Genomic DNA, 18,365 nt, shown 5'->3' with positions numbered 1-18,365 from the left:
ATCAGATTAACCGCTGATAGCGTCATGGGGTAGGGCATTCTGGCTGTTGGCGGGAATAAATGCAGTGATTTTTGTCCCGTCGTCCGGTTCGGAGCGCACCGAAAGCCCGCCGCCATGGAATTCCATGCGTTCGCGCATGTTGCGCAAACCAATGCCCGCCCGCGGATCGCGGTTGCGGATATAGCGGTTGGTTTCAAACCCGACCCCGTTATCGGCAATGCGCATGATGATGCTGTTGCCTTCGCGTTTGATCGAAATTTTCACCACCGTCGCATCGGCATGGCGTTCGATATTAGTCAGCGTCTCCTGCAAAACGCGATAAAGCGTTGTCTTCTTGTCGATATCAAGCTGCCCGTCGACATTGTCGCATTTCACCTCAATCAGGATACCGGATCGGTCCTGAAGTTCGGCACACATGCTTTCGATGGCCGGTTTCAGGCCAAGGTCATCAAGCACGGCCGGGCGCAAATCGCGCGAAATCCGCCGCACTTCATGGATGGCGTCCTGCAATCGATTGGCCGCCTTTTCCATGGGTTCGATTGCGTTGTCGCGTTTCTGGGTGATGCGCGCAATCGCGGTTTCAACCGCATATTTGACCGAAACCAGTATCTGACTGATCCCGTCATGCAGTTCGCGCGACACGCGCAGGCGTTCCTGTTCCTGCACATCAACCACCCTATGTGTCAGTTCCTTAAGCTTTGAGTCGGCAAGTTTGCGTTCGGACAATGTGACAACCGTTCCCGATATGCCCACCAGCAACACCGCAAGGATCGTCACCCCGATGATCGACATCGTGGTTTCGCGGATATGGGTGGAAACCTCGGCCTCGATCTCGGTGACCTGTTCGGCGATATCGTCGATATAAATGCCCGTACCGATCATCCAGTCCCATTTATCCAGCATCAGGGAATAGGTGATCTTTTCGGTCGGCTCCCCGGTCGATGGCTTTTCCCAGACGTGGCGCATGAAATCGCCACCCTTTTCCGCATTGAAAATCAGGCCCTGAATGACTGTGTTGCCATTGATATCGCGCAGGTTCCAATAGGTCCGACCAAGGCGCCAGGGTTGCGGCGGATCGACAAGGGCGGTGCCATCGCGGTCATAGATAAAGAAGTATCCATCCTCGCCATAAGACAGATCTTCGATGATGGCCTTGACGCGTTCTTTTGACACCGCATCCAGCGGGCTTGCCACCGAATAGATGTGGTCGATCGATTTCATCGCCAGTTCAAGATAGCTTTTCAGCTCGTCCTTTCTGGCCTGAAGGATGTTGCGTTCAAAGGTTCTGATCTCGGCCTCGGCAAGGCGTTCGGCCTGGGCAAACACCAGCCAGGAGATCGCAGACGCCGCCAGAACCAGCGGCAGGATCGAGAGCAGCAAAAACTTTAGTCGAAGATTGAGCTTCGGCATGGGCGTAACCGTTTCGGGAATTTCCGTTTTTCTGATCGCGGACAATAGCATATCCGCGCCAAAAGTCGCTGAAAGATCGCGGTTTTCCCATCGCCCTGATTGAGAAAGCCAGGCTGAGCTGTTCCGCATGGTGAAAAGAAACTGGTCGGGATTTCCAATAATTGGTAATACCAATTTACGAGATCATGCTTTGACAGGGAGAGGGCAATGCGCATATACCAGAACCGTCGCCTGCCCACCGGGCGCCAAAAGCTCTGGATGCATTGCACAAGATCTCAGCGTGCTGGCATCCCGTATCGCCACAATGGATATGGCGTTGCAGGCATCCCGCACCGCAACGCATTCCGGGACCATATCGTGGCGTTTCACTTGGTTTTGGCAGGCGCGCACAGGCACGTTCCTGCCAGGAAATTGTGGTAGGAGCCCGGTGTCCATGACGCGTTCAGCACCAAAGCGTATCCGTAAACTTCTGGTCGCCAACCGTGGCGAGATTGCGATTCGTGTTCTGCGAGCCGCCAACGAACTTGGCATTCGCACAGTTGCGATCTTCTCTGACGAGGACCGCTTCGCCCTTCACCGTTTCAAGGCGGATGAAAGCTACACGGTGGGGAAGGGCAACAAGCCCATTCGCGCCTATCTTGATATCGAAGACATCCTGCGTGTGGCACGTGATGCCGATGTCGATGCGATCCATCCCGGTTATGGCTTCCTGTCGGAAAATCCCGAATTCGCCGATGCCTGTGCCGAGGCCGGCATTCAGTTCATCGGCCCGGATTCAGAAGTCATGCGCACCTTGGGCAACAAGGTTTCTGCGCGTAATCTGGCCGAAAGTGCTGGTGTGCCGGTCATGCCCGCCTCAAGCGCGCTTCCCGAAGACATGGCAGAAGTCACCCGCATCGCCGAGAAAATCGGCTATCCGCTGATGCTCAAAGCCAGCTGGGGCGGCGGTGGCCGTGGCATGCGCGTCATCGAAAATGGCAAGGACCTGTCGGGTCAGGTGCTGGCCGCACGCCGCGAAGCCGAGGCCGCCTTTGGCAATGGCGAGGTTTATTTTGAAAAACTGATCCGTCGCGCCCGCCATGTCGAGGTGCAGCTGCTTGGCGATAATCACGGCACCCTTGTGCATCTTTATGAACGTGACTGTTCGGTTCAGCGCCGCAACCAGAAGGTGGTTGAACGCGCACCTGCACCCTATCTCGATGATGATCAGCGTGCCGAGATTTGTGATGCGGCGATCCGCCTTGGCAAGGCGGCTAATTACGTCAATGCCGGTACGGTCGAATTCCTCATGGATGTCGACACCTCCAAGTTCTATTTCATCGAGGTCAACCCGCGCATTCAGGTCGAACACACCGTCACCGAATGTGTCACCGGCTTTGATCTGGTCAAGGCACAGATCCTGATCGCCCAGGGTGGCCGCATCGGTTTCCCGTCCGAAACCGGTATCCCCTGGCAGGACAAGATCAAGCTGCGCGATCATGCGCTTCAGTGCCGCATCACCACCGAAAACCCGGAAAACAACTTTGTCCCCGATTACGGGATCATCAAGGTGTATCGCGGGGCCAACGGCTTTGGCATTCGTCTGGATGGCGGTACGGCCTATTCCGGGGCGGTGATCACGCCGTTTTATGACAGTATGCTTGAAAAGGTCACCGCATGGGGCAGCACCCCGCGTGAAGCGGTGGACCGCATGGACCGCGCACTTCGCGAATTCCGTATTCGCGGGGTTGCCACCAACCTGGCCTTCCTTGAAAACCTGATCAATCACCCGAAATTCCGCGCCGGGGAATACACCACGCGGTTTATTGATGAAACGCCCGATCTGTTCAAGTTCGTGCGCCGGCGCGACCGTGCCACCCGTCTGCTGCGCTTCATCGGCGAGGTTGCGGTCAATGGCAACCCCGAAGTCGAAGGCCGTGTTGTCCCGACCAATCTGCATGATCCGGTGATGCCAAAATCAATTGATCTTGGCGAAATCCGCCCCGGGACCAAGCAAAAGCTTGATCAGTTGGGGCCGGAAGGTTTCTCGCGCTGGATGAAGGATCAGGAACGCGTCCTGATGACAGACACCACCATGCGTGATGCCCATCAATCGCTTCTGGCGACCCGCATGCGCACCTATGACATGCTCGAAATTGCGCCTTATTACGCGCACGGCCTGCCGGAACTGTTTTCAATCGAATGCTGGGGCGGGGCGACGTTTGACGTTGCCATGCGCTTTTTGAAAGAAGACCCGTGGGATCGTCTGGTCAAACTGCGCGAACGCGTGCCAAATATCCTGACCCAGATGTTGCTGCGGGCCTCAAACGCGGTTGGCTATACCAACTATCCCGATAATGCGGTCGATTACTTCGTCAAGCAGGCGGCCGAACACGGCATGGATGTCTTCCGGGTGTTTGATAGCCTCAACTGGGTTGAAAACATGAAGGTCGCGATGGAATCGGTTCTTAAAACCGATAAGCTTTGCGAAGCGACCATCTGTTACACCGGCGATATCTATGACAAGGACCGCCCGAAATATAACCTTGATTACTATGTGAATATGGCCCGCGAACTTGAATCCGCCGGTGCCCATATTCTCGGTCTCAAGGATATGGCGGGTGTCCTGCGTCCGGCCGCTGCGACCGAGCTGATCACGGCGTTGAAGGACACCGTCAATATCCCGATCCACTTCCATACCCACGACACCAGCGGTATTTCGGCCGCCACCGTGATTGCCGCCATTGATGCCGGTGTTGATGCGGTCGATGCGGCTATGGATTCGATGTCGGGCCTGACGTCCCAGCCGAACCTCGGCTCAATCGCCAATAACTATATCGGCCAGCCGCGCGATCCGGGCCTCAAGACCGAGGCGCTCAAGGAAATCTCGACCTATTGGGAACAAATCCGTCGCTATTACGCTGGTTTCGAAAGCGATATCCGCAGTGGCACCTCGGACGTCTATGTCCACGAAATGCCGGGTGGCCAGTACACCAACCTGCGCCAGCAGGCCCGCGCACTCGGGATCGAGGATCGCTGGCCCGAAGTGTCCAAGGCCTATGCCGCGGTCAACAAGATGTTTGGCGATGTCGTCAAGGTAACGCCAAGCTCCAAGGTTGTCGGCGATATGGCGCTCATGATGGTGACATCCGGTTTGTCTGAGGAAGACGTTCTTGATCCTAAAAAGGACATTACCTTCCCCGACAGCGTCATTTCCTTCTTCCGCGGCGAAATCGGTCAGCCGGTCGGTGGCTTCCCGCCCGCCCTGCAACGCAAGGTGCTTAAGGGGGCCGAGGCGCTAACGGATCGTCCGGGCAAATCATTGCCGCCGATTGATTTCGAAGCGACCCGCAAGGAAATCGAAAAGAAAACCCATCGCAGCAATATCACCGACGCAGAGGTTGCATCTTATGTGATGTATCCCAAGGTGTTCCTTGATTACGCCGAACACCGCAGCCACAACGCCGATGTTTCGGTTCTGCCCACCCCGGTCTTCTTCTACGGGATGAACCAGAACGATGAAATCTCGGTCGATCTTGAAAAGGGCAAAACCCTTGTCATCCGCTATCTGACCACGTCCGAGGCCGGTGACGAGGAGGGCAACCGTACTGTGTTCTTTGAACTCAACGGTCAGCCCCGCACCGTCAAGGTCGCCGACAAGACACTGGCGGGCACGGGCAAGACAAAACCAAAGGCCGAAGATGGCAACAAGCTGCATGTCGCAGCACCGATGCCGGGTCTGGTGGTCGAAGTCCACGTGTCCGAAGGCCAGAAGATCAAGTCGGGTGATGTGATGTGCTCGCTCGAAGCCATGAAAATGGAAACCGCGGTTCACGCCGAAAAGGATGGAACCGTGGCCAAAATCCACGCCCCGGCCGGGACACAGGTCGAAGCCAAGGACCTGCTGGTCGAATTAACGGAGTAACCCACCGATGCTTAGGATGCCTGAGCCTGATCAACACACACTTGCACGTCGCAAGGACATTATCGCCGCCATGCGCGATATCATCCCGTCACCGGGCGGGGTTATTGTCGATGATGATCAGCTCAGGCCCTATGAATGCGATGGGTTGATGGCCTATCGGCAATTGCCGATGATCGTGGTCCTGCCGGAAAATACCGCCCAGGTCGCAGCCATCCTGAAATATTGTCATACCAATAAAATCCGTGTCGTTCCGCGCGGTGCCGGTACCGGCTTGTCCGGTGGCGCACTTCCGATGGCCGATGCGATTACCATTAGTATGATGAAATTCAATCGCGTGCTTGAGATTGACTGGGACAACCGGGCCGCCGTCGTGCAGCCCGGTGTCACCAACCTTGGCATCACGCGCGCGGTCGAACACAAGGGATTCTATTACGCCCCGGACCCAAGCAGCCAGATTGCGTGCTCAATCGGTGGCAACATCGCCGAAAATTCCGGCGGGGTGCATTGCCTGAAATACGGGCTTACCACCAACAATGTGTTGGGGGTTGAAATGGTCACCATCGAAGGTGAAATCCTGCGCGTCGGTGGTAAGGGCCTTGATCAGGCGGGCTATGATTTGCTTGGCATCATCACCGGGTCGGAAGGCCTTCTTGGCATCGTGACCGAGGTAACGGTGCGTATCCTGCGCAAACCCGAAACCGCACGCGCGCTATTGCTGGGCTTTAATTCATCCGAAGAAGGCGGCAATTGCGTTGCCGCCATCATTGCCGCCGGGATCATTCCGGGCGGTCTTGAAATGATGGATGCCCCGGCGATCAAGGCGACCGAGGAATTTGTTCAGGCCGGCTATCCGCTCGATGTCGAAGCCCTTCTTCTGGTCGAACTTGATGGCCCGCAGGTCGAAGTCGATTACCTGATCGACCGGGTTGGCAAAATCGCCAAGGATTGCGGTGCGGTCTATTCCCGCATTTCTGAAAACGAGGAAGAACGCCTGCTGTTCTGGTCGGGTCGCAAAAACGCCTTCCCGGCGATTGGCCGTATTTCACCCGATTATATGTGCATGGATGGCACCATCCCGCGCGGTCGCCTGTCCGAGGTCCTGACCGGCATGCAGGACCTGTCGAAAAAGCACGGGCTGGGCGTTGCCAACGTCTTCCATGCTGGCGATGGCAATTTGCATCCGCTGATCATGTTTGATGCCAACAAGGCGGGCGACCTTGAAAAGGCCGAGGCATTCGGGGCTGACATCCTTAGACTTTGTGTCGCGGTTGGCGGGGTGCTGTCGGGTGAACATGGCATCGGTGTCGAAAAGCGCGACCTGATGGGCGAGATGTTCTCAATCGATGACATGAAGCATCAGGAACGCATCAAGATGGCCTTTGACGAGGACCAGTTGCTCAACCCCGGCAAGGTATTCCCGACCTTGCATGGCTGTGGGGAGCTCAAAACCCTGCATGCCAAGGCGGTGGCCGACAAGTTCCCGGACATCCCGCGCTTCTAGGGTCCTGCCCCTTAAGGCGTGATCAAACGAAACAACAAACAAACACGATAAAACAAAGGTCGGTCAATCGGCTCCCGCAAATCCGATTGATTAGGCTCAGGAGAGGAAAAGAGAGAGTTATGGTGGACGTACTTTCCCCCACCACGCCAGATCAGCTGCGTGACGCGGTTGGTTGGGCGCTTGGATCAGAAACCCCGCTTGAAATCATCGGATCGGGCAGCAAGCGCGCCTTTGGCCATTCTGTTCGGACCAATGCAGTGCTTGATTGCTCCAAACTGTCGGGGATCTTGTTTTATCAGCCCGAAGAACTGGTGATCTCTGCGCGTGCCGGAACGCCGATTGCCGATATCAAGGTGGCATTGGCCGAGAAAAATCAGCAATTCCATTTTGAGCCCGGAAACTTCCCGGCCCTGCTGGATGGATCAAGTGGGCCGGATGCCGGAACCATCGGCGGGCTGGTCGCCTGCAACCTTGCCGGACCGCGCCGGATCAAGGTGGGCGCCGCACGCGATCACCTTCTGGGGTTCGAAGCCGTTTCTGGCCGGGCAGAGGATTTTAAATCCGGCGGCCGGGTGATGAAAAACGTCACCGGCTTTGATCTGTCAAAACTGATGGCGGGCTCCTTTGGCACGCTGGGTGTGATGCATACCGTAACGCTTAAGGTCATGCCAAATGACGAAACATCCGCCACCGTGATTGTCGCCTGCAGCGACCCGCGTGCGGCGGGCAAGGCGATGACCCTTGCCATGGGCAGTGAAAACGAGGTCTCCGCCGCCGCCTGGATCGCCCCCGAAGATGCACCGCACCTTGATGTGCCGCTGGCCGGTGAATATGGCAGTGGCCTTGTGGCCCTGCGGGTCGAAGGTCCCAAGCCGTCTGTGGCATGGCGGGCCGATGCCCTGTGCCGGGCGCTTGCCGGTTTTGGCGAATGCCATGAAGTCCCCGAAAGTCACAGCCACAGCATCTGGAAGGTCGTCGCCAATGTCGCGCCGTTCGTGGCATCGGAAAATACCGGCAGCATTTTGTGGCGGGTATCGGTGCCCCCGGCAAGCGGGGGGGATATCTGTGCCCAACTGATCGAAAAAACCGGTGGTCGGGCGATGATGGATTGGGCCGGTGGCCTGATCTGGTTGCAGATTGCCGCATCTGACGCGGCGTGTGCGCCTGATGCAATGGCGGGCACGATCCGCGATATCGTCGCCAATGTCGGCGGGCAGGCCAATCTGGTGCGCGCATCCGATGAAATCCGTCAAGCCACCCCGGTCTTCCATCCCGAAGACCCGGCACTTGCCCGGATCAATGCCCGGATCAAGGAAAACCTCGATCCCAAGGGGATTCTCAATCCGGGGCGGATTGCGCCAGTGTCACTGAATGGGGAGGGCGCGTAATGCAAACCAACTTCACCGCTGCCCAACTTGAAAATCCGGCGATTGCCGAAAGCGAACAGATCCTGCGCAAATGCGTGCATTGTGGTTTCTGTACTGCGACCTGCCCGACATTCGTCACCCTTGGTGATGAACTCGACAGCCCGCGTGGCCGCATTTACCTGATCAAGGACATGCTGGAAAATGACAAACCGGCAACCGAAAAGGTGGTCAAACACCTTGATCGCTGCCTGTCATGTCTTTCCTGTACAACCACATGTCCCTCTGGTGTTGATTACATGCACCTGATCGACAATGCGCGCGCCCATATCGAACAAAACTATGAACGCCCGCTAGGTGATCGCTTGCTGCGCAAGTTGCTATCGATTGTTGTGCCCAATCCGACCCTGTTCCGGCTGTCATTGATCGGGGCGAAATTCGCCGGCCCCTTTGCGCGCCTGATGCCCGGTCGGCTCAAGGGCATGGTCAAGATGGGCGCACGCCCGATGCATCCGCCAAGCTGGGTCGATAAACCACAGGTGATCCCGGCGGTTGGCGAACGCAAAGGCCGGGTTGCCATCCTGATCGGCTGTGCCCAGCAGGTGCTTGAAACCGAAATCAACGAATCGACGGTTCGTCTACTCACCCGGCTCGGGATCGAGGTGGTTGTTGCCAAGGGTGCTGGCTGTTGCGGATCGCTTGTCCATCACATGGGCAAGGAAGAACAATCCCACGCGCAGGCCAAGGCCAACATTGATGCCTGGACGGCTGAGGCTGCGGGCGAAGGCCTTGACGCCATCGCAATCACCGCATCGGGCTGTGGCACCACGATCAAGGATTACGGCCATATGCTGCGCCATGATCCGGCCTATGCCGAAAGGGCCGCGACGGTGTCCGGTCTTGCCAAGGACATTACCGAATATCTGGCTGGCCTTGATATCGATGCCACGGTGTTTGCCGGGGCCAATCACGGGAATCCCCGTGTTGCCTATCATTCGGCCTGCTCGATGCAGCACGGTCAAAAGATCACCCGACCACCCCGTGATCTTCTCAAACAGGCCGGGTATGAAGTGGCTGAAATCGCCGAAGGCCATCTGTGCTGTGGTTCTGCCGGGGTCTATAACCTGTTGCAGCCTGAAATCGCCGGTCAGCTTCAGGAACGCAAACGCGGCAATATCCGCGCGACCCAGCCCGATCTGGTGGCGACGGGGAATATCGGCTGCATGGTCCAGATCGAAACCGACGATCTTAAAGTTCTGCACACGGTGCAGCTCCTTGATTGGGCGGCGGGTGGACCGGTGCCGGAAAAACTGCGGGGCCGGATGACGGCGACCGAACTGGCAGGCTAGGTTTTCTCAAACCCGCATCAGAAAACAAAAAGGACGGCAGAGAATAACCTCTGCCGTCCTTTTGATTTCGTAAGTCCGTGCGACTGGGCGCCTTACTCTTCCTTGCCAAGCAGGCTTTTTGTAATGCCTTCTGCGGCAGAGCTTTCGCTGCTGTCTTCGGCATAGGCCGCTGTCTTGTCACGAATCCACTTGATTGCTTCGGCTTCGTCAACCTCGACCTTCTGGGCCACCAGTGACAGAACGGCCTCGATCGCCAGAACGTGCGATGCGACGTTATTGACCGCAACATGCAGATCATCAATATGGCGCGACGCAGCCTCTGACATGTCTCCAAGTTCGCCAGACAGCTTCTGAATCAGTTCCTGAATTTCGTCGAGTGCAGCGTTGCTCATCAAGTGCTCCTGTTATGGCTGCGCACATTTGTGCGCGGCATTTTTTGGTCCCTACGCACAAGAGTTGCTTGGAAACGGGGTCATGTAAAGGGTTAGCTGGCAATTATCGTCAATTCACACCATTCCCCAACGCCCAAGGCCACCTTTGGGCGAAATGTGACAGTTTTTGTTACAGCCTTTCGCAAACAATCGCGATTTTGCCATGTTGAAGTGAAAAATCACCGTTTTCGGATGGTTATCGTAAAATACTAACTTATTGATTGTATTGGTAATAATTGGCTGTTTTTACTGCTCTGATACGTTGTCACATAACGTTAACAAAAGCGACACAATACCGTAAGCACCCAGCGGTAGAGTCCGCCTCGCAGATCGTTGCACCGTTCCGAAGTGGAACTACCATTGGGGAATTTATGATGAAGAAGACTCTTGCTGTTGCGGCGCTTATGAGCGTTGCCTTTGCTGGCGCTGCCGAAGCACGCGACCAGATTCGTATCGTTGGTTCGTCCACCGTCTTCCCGTTCGCAACCGCAGTTGCAGAAGAATTCGGTAAAACCACCTCCTTCAAAACGCCGGTTATCGAATCTACCGGTTCTGGCGGTGGTCTGAAGCTGTTCTGCGCCGGTGTTGGCGAACAGCATCCGGACATCACCAACGCTTCGCGTCGCATCAAGAAGTCCGAAGTTGAAACTTGCGCGAAGAACGGCATTTCGGAAGTTACCGAAGTTAAAGTTGGTTACGACGGTATCGTTCTGTCGAACTCCAACGCTGCGCCGCAGCTCGACCTGACCAAAGAGCAGATCTTCCTTGCTCTGGCAAAAACCGTTCCGTCCAAAGACGGCCAGTCGCTGATCGACAACCCGTACAGCACCTGGGCTGAAATCGATCCGAGCCTTCCGGACGTTAAAATCGAAGTTCTCGGCCCGCCGCCGACCTCCGGTACCCGTGATGCCTTCACCGAGCTGGTACTCGAAGAAGCTTGCGATGAGTTCCCGGCAATCGCCGCTCTTAAAGACACCAACAAAGACCAGCACAAAGCTGTCTGCGCTGGCGTTCGTGAAGACGGTGCCTATGTCGAAGCTGGCGAGAACGACAACCTGATCGTTCAGAAACTCGAAGCCAACCATGATGCACTTGGCATCTTCGGCTTCTCCTTCCTCGACCAGAACGGCGACAAGCTTCAGGGCTCGCTGATCGGTGGCGTTGCTCCGACCTTCGAAGCAATCTCTGCTGGTGACTATCCGGTTTCCCGTTCGCTCTTCTTCTACGTGAAGAACGCGCACGTTGGCACCATTCCGGGCATCAAGGAATATCTTGCTGAATTCACCGCTGACAAAGCTTGGGGTGACGAAGGTTACCTTGCTGACCGTGGCCTGATCCCGATGGATGCTGCTGAGCGTGAAGCTGTTCGTAACGCTGCGATGAACCTTTCGCCGCTGAGCATGTAACGCGATCTTTCAACCGGTGGCAGCAAATGCTGCCACCGGTTTCTTTGTTTCTTGTATTGATTTCTATATTGTTTCTGTCCTATTGGCCTCACGAACTGATCTTTGCAGGCTCATCTGGCGAACGGATCTCAAATAATGTCCCTGTCTTTCCTGTTGCTCGCGGTTGCCGCACTTTGCGCGCTGTCCTTTTATTTCGGACGCCAGCGGGCTGTTGCCCTTTCTGGTGGCCGGCACAGCAATCTTCATTCCTTGCCGGTTCACTACGGGGCTTACACAGCAGCATGGTGCGGGCTTCCCGCGCTGTTTTTGCTTTTGATCTGGTACATGTTCCAGGGCTCGGTGATTGAAGCCCTGATCGTGTCGGACCTGCCGCAGGAAGTAGTTAGTGACTCCGGTCGTCTGTCGCTGGCGCTCAACAGCATTTCCCAGATCGCCGCCGGTGGCGGTGAACATCTCACCGTGTCGCCGGAAATTGTTGATGCCGGGCGCAGACTTGCCAACTTGCAAACCATCGCCAATGCGGCGCTGGTGGTTGTCATGCTGTCGGTTGCGCTTGCCGGTCTTGTCCTGTCCTATCGACGGATTGAAGCGGATATGCGCGCGCGCAACAATGTTGAACGCATCTCGCGCGCGATCATGATTGTCTGTTCGGCGATTGCGATCCTTTCAACGGTCGGCATCGTGTTTTCACTGATGTTCGAAACCCTGCATTTCTTTAGCAAGATCAACCCGCTCGACTTCCTGTTTGGTCTGGAATGGAGCCCGCAAACCGCGATCCGTGCCGATCAGGTGGCGTCCGAGGGGGCGTTTGGCATGATTCCGCTGTTTGTCGGTACCTTGCTGATTACGCTGATTGCCATGTGTGTCGCGGTGCCGGTCGGCCTGTTTTCGGCCATTTATATGGGCGAATATGCCGCGCCTAAATTTCGTGCTGTTGCCAAACCCGCACTTGAAATTCTGGCGGGCGTGCCAACGGTTGTCTATGGCTTCTTTGCCGCGCTCACCGTGGCACCGTTCTTGCGCGACAATGGCGCGATGCTCGGCCTCGATGTCAGTTCGGAAAGTGCGCTGGCCGCCGGTCTTGTCATGGGCATCATGATCATTCCGTTTGTGTCCTCGCTGTCTGATGACGTGATGTCGCAGGTGCCGAAATCGCTGCGTGACGGGTCCTATGCATTGGGGGCGACCAAATCGGAAACCATCCGGCAGGTGATTTTCCCGGCCGCCTTGCCCGGTATTGTCGGGGCGGTTCTGTTGGCCGTTTCGCGGGCGATTGGTGAAACCATGATTGTTGTGATGGCCGCTGGTCTTGCCGCGAACATGACGGTGAACCCGCTTCAGGCGGTGACCACTGTTACCGTGCAGATCGTGACGCTTCTGGTCGGCGACCAGGAGTTCGACAGTGCAAAAACCCTCTCGGCCTTCGCGTTGGGGCTGGTTCTTTTCCTTGTCACCTTGGGGCTGAACGTATTTGCCCTTAAGGTTGTTCAGAAGTATCGCGAGAAATATGACTGATATGGCATCTCTTATGGAAGACAGAGCTGCGGCCAAAGTGATCTCTGACAATCTGCGCAAGCCGGTTGACTGGGACAGCCCGAAAATCGCCCGTAACATCAAGAAACGTTACGCGGCCGAACGCCGCTTTAAAAGCTATGGTCTGGTTGCGATCTGTTTGGCGCTGCTGGCGCTTTGCACGCTGGCACTTTCCATCGGCTCTAAAGGCTACAGCGCCTTTTACCAGACCTATGTTCAGCTCGAAGTGACCTTTGATCCGGCTGTGATCGATCCGGAACGGACCGGCGATCCCGACGTGATCGGGCGCGCGAACTTTGATGCTCTGATCAAACAGGCGCTGCGTGATCGGTTCCCGGATGTGACCTCGCGCAGTGACAAGCGTGATCTCTATGGCATCGTTTCAGGCGGCGCATCTTATGATCTGCGCGAACGGGTTCTCGAAAATCCGAGCCTGATTGGCCAAACGCGCACCATCTGGCTGATCTCGGGTGATGATTTCGACATGCTCAACAAGGGCTATATCGATCCCACCGTTGACGAAGGCGACCGTCGCCTCAATGACAAGGAAGTCGCTTGGTATAACGAACTGGTTGCTGACGGTGCGGTGGAAAAACAGTTCCACACCCGCTTCTTTACCAGTGGCGATTCCCGCGAACCGGAACTTGCCGGTATCTGGGGCGCGGCTGTCGGCTCGTTCTATACCCTGCTTGTGACCCTGGCATTGTCCTTCCCGATTGGCGTTCTGGCCGCGGTCTATCTTGAAGAATTCGCGCCCAAGAACCGCTTCACCCAGATTGTCGAGGTTAATATCAACAACCTGGCCGCGGTTCCATCCATCGTGTTTGGTCTGCTGGGGCTTGAGGTCTATCTCAATGTCATGCATTTGCCGCGCTCGGCCCCGGTTGTCGGTGGTTTGACGCTGGCGCTGATGACTTTGCCGACGATCATCATCGCATCGCGTGCGGCGATCAAGGCGGTGCCGCCATCGATCCGTCAGGCCGCTCTTGGCCTTGGCGCATCACCGGTTCAGACCGTGACCCACCATGTCTTGCCGCTCGCCATGCCGGGCATTCTGACCGGCACGATCATTGGTATGGCACAGGCATTGGGGGAAACTGCACCGCTTCTGATGATCGGGATGGTGGCCTTTATTGTTGATATTCCGGGCGGGGCGCTTGACCCGGCAACGGTTCTGCCGGTCCAGATCTATCTGTGGGCAGACAGCCCGGAACGTGCCTTTGTCGAGAAAACCTCGGCAGCGATTATGGTGTTGCTGGCCTTCCTTGTCCTGATGAATGGACTGGCTGTGTATCTGCGCAAAAAATTTGAACGGAAGTGGTAAAATGGCTGCTGTATCCCAGAGCGCAATGACGGCGGAGCCGTCGGTCGAAAACCCGAAAATGACCGCGCGCAAGCTCGATCTTTTCTATAGCGACAATCAGGCCCTCTATGAGGTCAACCTTGATATCCCCGAACAGCAGGTAACCGCACTGATTGGTCCGTCGGGCTGTGGTAAATCCACCTTCCTGCGGTGCCTGAACCGGATGAATGACACCATTGACGGTGTGACGATCAAAGGTGACGTTACCCTGGATGGTCGCGACATCTATGACAAGCGGATCGACGTGGTTCAGTTGCGCGCGCGCATCGGCATGGTGTTCCAGAAACCGAACCCGTTCCCGAAATCGATCTATGACAACGTGGCCTATGGCCCGCGTATTCATGGTCTGGTGAATTCGCGTGACGAACTTGATGAAATCGTCATGACCTCGCTCGAACGTGCCGGTCTTCTGAAAGAAGTCAAAGATCGCCTGCAGTCACCGGCAACCGGTCTTTCCGGTGGTCAGCAGCAGCGCCTTTGCATTGCGCGCGCGGTTGCCGTCAGCCCGGAAGTCATCCTGATGGATGAGCCGTGCTCGGCCCTTGATCCGATTGCGACCGCCAAGGTCGAGGAACTGATAGACGAGTTGCGTTCGAACTACACGATCGTGATCGTCACCCACTCCATGCAGCAGGCCGCCCGTGTGTCGCAGCGCACCGCGTTCTTCCACCTTGGAAAGCTGGTTGAAGTCGGTGAAACCGATCAGATCTTTACCAACCCGAAGGACGAACGCACCAAGGGTTACATTACCGGCCGCTTCGGTTAAGCGACGCCAGGAGTACGCATAAATGGCTGATGAACATACCCATATCGTAAGTTCGTTCGACGAGGAACTGACCCGTCTGAACAACATCATTTCGCAAATGGGCGGGCTTGCCGAAAGCCAGCTTATTTCCTCGATCAGATCCATCGTCAAACGCGATTCCGAACTGGCCGAGAAAGTCATCCTGTCCGATCAGCGCATCGATGTACTCGAACAGGAAGTCCAGGACTTTGCCGTGCGTCTTCTGGCCCTGCGTCAGCCGATGGCAGATGACCTGCGTCAGGTGGTGACGGCCCTTAAGCTGTCAAACGATCTTGAACGCATTGGTGATCTTGCCAAAAACATCGCCAAACGCGCGCAGGTGCTGAACCAGATCCCGCCGATCCGCCCGGTTCAGGCGATCCCGAACATGGCCAAGCTGGCCCAGGAAATCATCAAGGATGTCCTGGATGCCTATATCGAAAGCGACGCCGAAAAGGCCCACCGGGTCTGGGAACGCGATCAGGAAGTCGACGATATGTACAATTCGCTGTTCCGCGAATTGCTGACCTACATGATGGAAGATCCGCGCAACATTACCGCATCGACCCATCTGTTGTTCATTGCCAAGAACATCGAACGTATCGGTGATCACGCAACCAATATCGCCGAAACGATCTATTACCGGATCAAGGGCGAAGACCTGCCGGGGATTGACCGGCCAAAAAACGACGCAGCGAACTTCGCTGTTGTCGAACCGAATGACTGACACGGGAGCATAGGAAGATGGACCCAACGGTTCTTATCGTCGAGGACGAGGCAGCAATCGTAACCATGTTGCGCTACAACCTCGAACGCGAGGGGATGCAGGTTGTCGAAGCCGGTGACGGTGACGAAGCGTTGAAAATTCTGGCTGAAACCCATGTCGATCTGGTTTTGCTCGACTGGATGCTGCCGGTAATGTCGGGGATCGAGGTCTGCCGTCAGATCCGCCGCAAGCCTGAAAGCCGCGATTTGCCGGTGATCATGGTCACTGCGCGCGGTGAAGAGGGCGACCGCATCCGCGGTCTGGATACCGGGGCTGATGACTATGTCACCAAGCCATTTGCCATTGGCGAGCTGCTCGCCCGTATCCGCGCGCTTTTGCGCCGGTCCGGTCCGGCGCAACCACAAGGGCAGTTGATCTATTCCGACATCGAAATGGATCTCGCCGCCCACCGGGTCAGCCGCAATGGAAAATCGATCCATCTTGGCCCGACCGAGTTCCGTCTGCTGCGCTATTTCCTCGAACATCCGGGGCGGGTTTTCTCGCGCGAACAGTTGCTTAACGCGGTTTGGGGCCCGAACATCTATGTCGAAACCCGCACCGTCGACGTTCATATCCGTCGCCTGCGCAAGGCGCTCAATGACGTCAAGGGCACGCGCGATATCATCCGCACCGTCCGTGCCGCGGGCTATGCGCTGGACTCTGAAACCGCCGCCTAAGCCGGTTTAGAGCCTGATCCAATTAAAAAAACCCCCGCAGCGATTTGCTGCGGGGGTTTTTGTTTTAAGGCCGTAACGTCTTCAGGTTTCTTTCTTCGCCGGTTTGTCGGCATTCTCCGATCCTGACGGTTTGCGCTGCGGGCGCGGCGCCAGTTCGTTCATCAACAGCATGTCTGCACGGCGGAATTTGGCGATTTCGGCATCAATATCTTCCTGCGGCACATCACAGGCGGCCAAAACGTGATCAGATAACCGCAACCCGGTTTCGAGAACCTCCGGAATGGCCGCATCCGCCCCGTGGCGCGACAGCGGCCCGATATGGGTGATGTCCTGCGCACGGGCAAAGATCTTCAGATGCGGGTAATGCTGGCGCAAAAGGGCGACCGTCTTCTCGGTCGCATGCGGGTTCCCCATGGCAACAACCGCAATTTTTGCCTCATCCGTGTGCGCGGCCCGGAAAGTTTCCGGGCGGGACCCGTCGGCAAAGTAAACCGGAAGGCCTTCTGCCCGCCCGCGTGAAACCTGCTGTGCGTCACTATCCAGCACCAGGAACGGAATGTTGCGTGTCTTGAGCAACCGGGCCAGAACCCGGCCAACGCGGCCGCTTCCGATCACCAGAACATGCTGGTGAATGCCCTCGGATTCTTCGGCAATCTTGCCAAGCTGGTCTTCTTCCTTGGGATGAAGCTTTTCCTCGATCTTGTGACCAAGGCTGATCAGCGTCGGGGTCAGCGCCATCGAAATCGCCACCACCGGGATCAGCATGGCGGCCATTTCAAGCGGCACCGCACCGTTCTGGGCGGCCAGGGCAAACATCACAAAGGCAAATTCACCCCCGGCGGCAAGGCTCATCGCCACCCGGATGGCAAGGCCGGTTTCAAACCGGATCGCGCGCGCCAGAACGAACAAAACCGCCGTCTTGATCACCAGCAACAGCACCAGCCACATCACGATGGTGCCAAATTCGTTATAAACAACGTCGGCATCAACCGACATGCCCACCGACATAAAGAACAGCGACAGGAACACGCCGCGGAACGGTGAAATATCGGCTTCGATCTGATGACGGAACTCGGTTTCGGCCAACATCACCCCGGCGATAAACGCACCCAGCGCCATCGAAAGCCCGGAAACCTCGGTCAATGTGCTGGCGGCTAGCACAACAAACAGCGTGCCGATGGCAAACAGTTCCGGGTTCTTGAGCGATGCGATATAGCGAAACAGCCGCGGCAACACATAGCGCCCGACCAGTAACAACAACGCGACCGACCCGAAACCAAGCAGGATGCTCATCCACGGGCTGGTTTCCGTGCCAGCATCACCTGCGGCCTGAACCATGATCAGGAACGGACCAACCGCCACGTCCTGCAATAACAAAATGGCAAGGGCCGCACGGCCAAACCGGGTATTGAGCTGCTTGTCATCGGAAAGCTGTTTGAGGATGATCGCGGTCGATGAAAGCGCAAGCGCACCGGCAATCACCAGGGCCGTCGGCAGCGGGAATTCCATGACAACCAGAAGCCCCAGAAGGGCTGCCATCGATACCAGGATTTGCAAAACGCCCAGACCGGCAAACCGCCCACCAATCACGCGCAAACGATCACGCGAAAGCTCCAGCCCGATCATGAACAGCAGGAAAACCACGCCCAGTTCGGCAACGGTGGAAATGTCTTCGCGTTCGGAAATCAGGCCAAAGCCGAACGGCCCGATAAAGAACCCGCCAATCAGAAAGCCGATGATCGAATTCGCACGCAGCTTGTGCGCAATCGGCACCGCAATGATCGCGGCAGTCAGAATAAGAAACAGCTCAAACAGGACGCTGTGATGCATGGCGAAATTCGTTCCGGAAGGCGGTCAAATAATCAATGGGTATCAGG

The 18,365-nt window shown here is 56.5% G+C and carries 13 protein-coding genes; 10 read left to right on the top strand and 3 right to left on the bottom strand.

Translation table 11 applies throughout. The features are described from left to right. Positions 1-6 precede the first annotated feature (6 nt). Entirely contained in the window at positions 7-1,410 is a 1,404-nt protein-coding gene (locus IT893_RS16895; RefSeq protein WP_063088513.1) for a cache domain-containing protein, read from the bottom strand. Between the two features lie 433 nt (positions 1,411-1,843). On the opposite strand from IT893_RS16895, the gene IT893_RS16890 reads away from it, so the two are divergent. The 4 genes from IT893_RS16890 (at position 1,844) to glcF (ending at position 9,528) form a co-directional block, all read left to right on the top strand. Further along, positions 1,844-5,314 carry a pyruvate carboxylase gene (locus tag IT893_RS16890; protein WP_197146070.1) on the top strand — a complete coding sequence of 1,157 codons (3,471 nt, stop codon included), beginning with the start codon at positions 1,844-1,846 and terminating at the stop codon, positions 5,312-5,314. Positions 5,315-5,330: 16 nt separating this feature from the next. After that, complete coding sequence (locus IT893_RS16885; protein WP_197147729.1) at positions 5,331-6,815, top strand: FAD-linked oxidase C-terminal domain-containing protein; 1,485 nt, start codon at positions 5,331-5,333, stop codon at positions 6,813-6,815. 119 nt (positions 6,816-6,934) lie between these two features. After that, positions 6,935-8,203, top strand: coding sequence for a glycolate oxidase subunit GlcE (gene glcE / locus IT893_RS16880; protein WP_197146069.1), 1,269 nt, complete (start codon positions 6,935-6,937; stop codon positions 8,201-8,203). After that, positions 8,203-9,528 (top strand): glycolate oxidase subunit GlcF, encoded by a 1,326-nt coding sequence (gene glcF, locus IT893_RS16875; RefSeq protein WP_197146068.1) that lies wholly within the window; start codon positions 8,203-8,205, stop codon positions 9,526-9,528. The genes glcE and glcF overlap by 1 nt, the downstream gene beginning before the upstream one ends. A gap of 92 nt (positions 9,529-9,620) precedes the next feature. Here glcF and IT893_RS16870 read toward each other — a convergent pair whose 3' ends face one another. After that, positions 9,621-9,920, bottom strand: a complete 300-nt coding sequence (locus tag IT893_RS16870; protein ID WP_008888338.1) for a hypothetical protein — start codon at positions 9,918-9,920, stop codon at positions 9,621-9,623. Between the two features lie 410 nt (positions 9,921-10,330). Here IT893_RS16870 and IT893_RS16865 point away from each other — a divergent pair, with 410 nt between their 5' ends. From IT893_RS16865 to phoB, 6 genes are all read left to right on the top strand, one after another. Continuing rightward, on the top strand, positions 10,331-11,365 hold the full coding sequence (locus IT893_RS16865) for a PstS family phosphate ABC transporter substrate-binding protein (protein ID WP_197146067.1): 1,035 nt from the start codon (positions 10,331-10,333) through the stop codon (positions 11,363-11,365). A 135-nt stretch (positions 11,366-11,500) separates the two neighbouring features. Further along, entirely contained in the window at positions 11,501-12,880 is a 1,380-nt protein-coding gene (gene pstC / locus IT893_RS16860) for a phosphate ABC transporter permease subunit PstC (protein WP_197146066.1), read from the top strand. Then, positions 12,873-14,222: a phosphate ABC transporter permease PstA gene (gene pstA / locus IT893_RS16855; protein ID WP_197146065.1), complete on the top strand. Its 1,350-nt coding sequence runs from the start codon at positions 12,873-12,875 to the stop codon at positions 14,220-14,222. Before pstC ends, pstA begins: the two co-directional genes overlap by 8 nt. A 1-nt stretch (position 14,223) precedes the next feature. Next, complete coding sequence (gene pstB / locus IT893_RS16850) at positions 14,224-15,027, top strand: phosphate ABC transporter ATP-binding protein PstB (protein ID WP_008888334.1); 804 nt, start codon at positions 14,224-14,226, stop codon at positions 15,025-15,027. A gap of 22 nt (positions 15,028-15,049) precedes the next feature. Beyond that, positions 15,050-15,772 (top strand): phosphate signaling complex protein PhoU, encoded by a 723-nt coding sequence (gene phoU, locus IT893_RS16845; RefSeq protein ID WP_008888333.1) that lies wholly within the window; start codon positions 15,050-15,052, stop codon positions 15,770-15,772. 17 nt (positions 15,773-15,789) lie between these two features. Continuing rightward, the gene (gene phoB / locus IT893_RS16840; protein ID WP_008888332.1) at positions 15,790-16,488 is read left to right on the top strand and encodes a phosphate regulon transcriptional regulator PhoB; all 699 of its coding nucleotides are present in this window, start codon (positions 15,790-15,792) and stop codon (positions 16,486-16,488) included. Positions 16,489-16,569: 81 nt separating this feature from the next. Here the strand turns inward: phoB and IT893_RS16835 are convergent, their stop codons facing one another. Beyond that, complete coding sequence (locus IT893_RS16835; protein ID WP_197146064.1) at positions 16,570-18,318, bottom strand: cation:proton antiporter; 1,749 nt, start codon at positions 18,316-18,318, stop codon at positions 16,570-16,572. Between the last annotated feature and the right edge of the window lie 47 nt (positions 18,319-18,365).

Source organism: Thalassospira sp. A40-3, assembly GCF_015871485.1.
Classification (GTDB): domain Bacteria; phylum Pseudomonadota; class Alphaproteobacteria; order Rhodospirillales; family Thalassospiraceae; genus Thalassospira; species Thalassospira tepidiphila.
Note: the sequence above shows the minus strand (reverse complement) of the source record. Positions and strands in the feature narration are given on the sequence as shown.

Excerpts from the sequence above, each read along its gene's own strand:
- IT893_RS16895 (WP_063088513.1), bottom strand. The coding sequence starts at position 1,410 with ATGCCGAAGCTCAATCTTCGACTAAAGTTTTTGCTGCTCTCGATCCTG.
- IT893_RS16890 (WP_197146070.1), top strand. The coding sequence starts at position 1,844 with ATGACGCGTTCAGCACCAAAGCGTATCCGTAAACTTCTGGTCGCCAAC.
- IT893_RS16885 (WP_197147729.1), top strand. The coding sequence starts at position 5,331 with ATGCCTGAGCCTGATCAACACACACTTGCACGTCGCAAGGACATTATC.
- glcE (WP_197146069.1), top strand. The coding sequence starts at position 6,935 with ATGGTGGACGTACTTTCCCCCACCACGCCAGATCAGCTGCGTGACGCG.
- glcF (WP_197146068.1), top strand. The coding sequence starts at position 8,203 with ATGCAAACCAACTTCACCGCTGCCCAACTTGAAAATCCGGCGATTGCC.
- IT893_RS16870 (WP_008888338.1), bottom strand. The coding sequence starts at position 9,920 with ATGAGCAACGCTGCACTCGACGAAATTCAGGAACTGATTCAGAAGCTG.
- IT893_RS16865 (WP_197146067.1), top strand. The coding sequence starts at position 10,331 with ATGATGAAGAAGACTCTTGCTGTTGCGGCGCTTATGAGCGTTGCCTTT.
- pstC (WP_197146066.1), top strand. The coding sequence starts at position 11,501 with ATGTCCCTGTCTTTCCTGTTGCTCGCGGTTGCCGCACTTTGCGCGCTG.
- pstA (WP_197146065.1), top strand. The coding sequence starts at position 12,873 with ATGACTGATATGGCATCTCTTATGGAAGACAGAGCTGCGGCCAAAGTG.
- pstB (WP_008888334.1), top strand. The coding sequence starts at position 14,224 with ATGGCTGCTGTATCCCAGAGCGCAATGACGGCGGAGCCGTCGGTCGAA.
- phoU (WP_008888333.1), top strand. The coding sequence starts at position 15,050 with ATGGCTGATGAACATACCCATATCGTAAGTTCGTTCGACGAGGAACTG.
- phoB (WP_008888332.1), top strand. The coding sequence starts at position 15,790 with ATGGACCCAACGGTTCTTATCGTCGAGGACGAGGCAGCAATCGTAACC.
- IT893_RS16835 (WP_197146064.1), bottom strand. The coding sequence starts at position 18,318 with ATGCATCACAGCGTCCTGTTTGAGCTGTTTCTTATTCTGACTGCCGCG.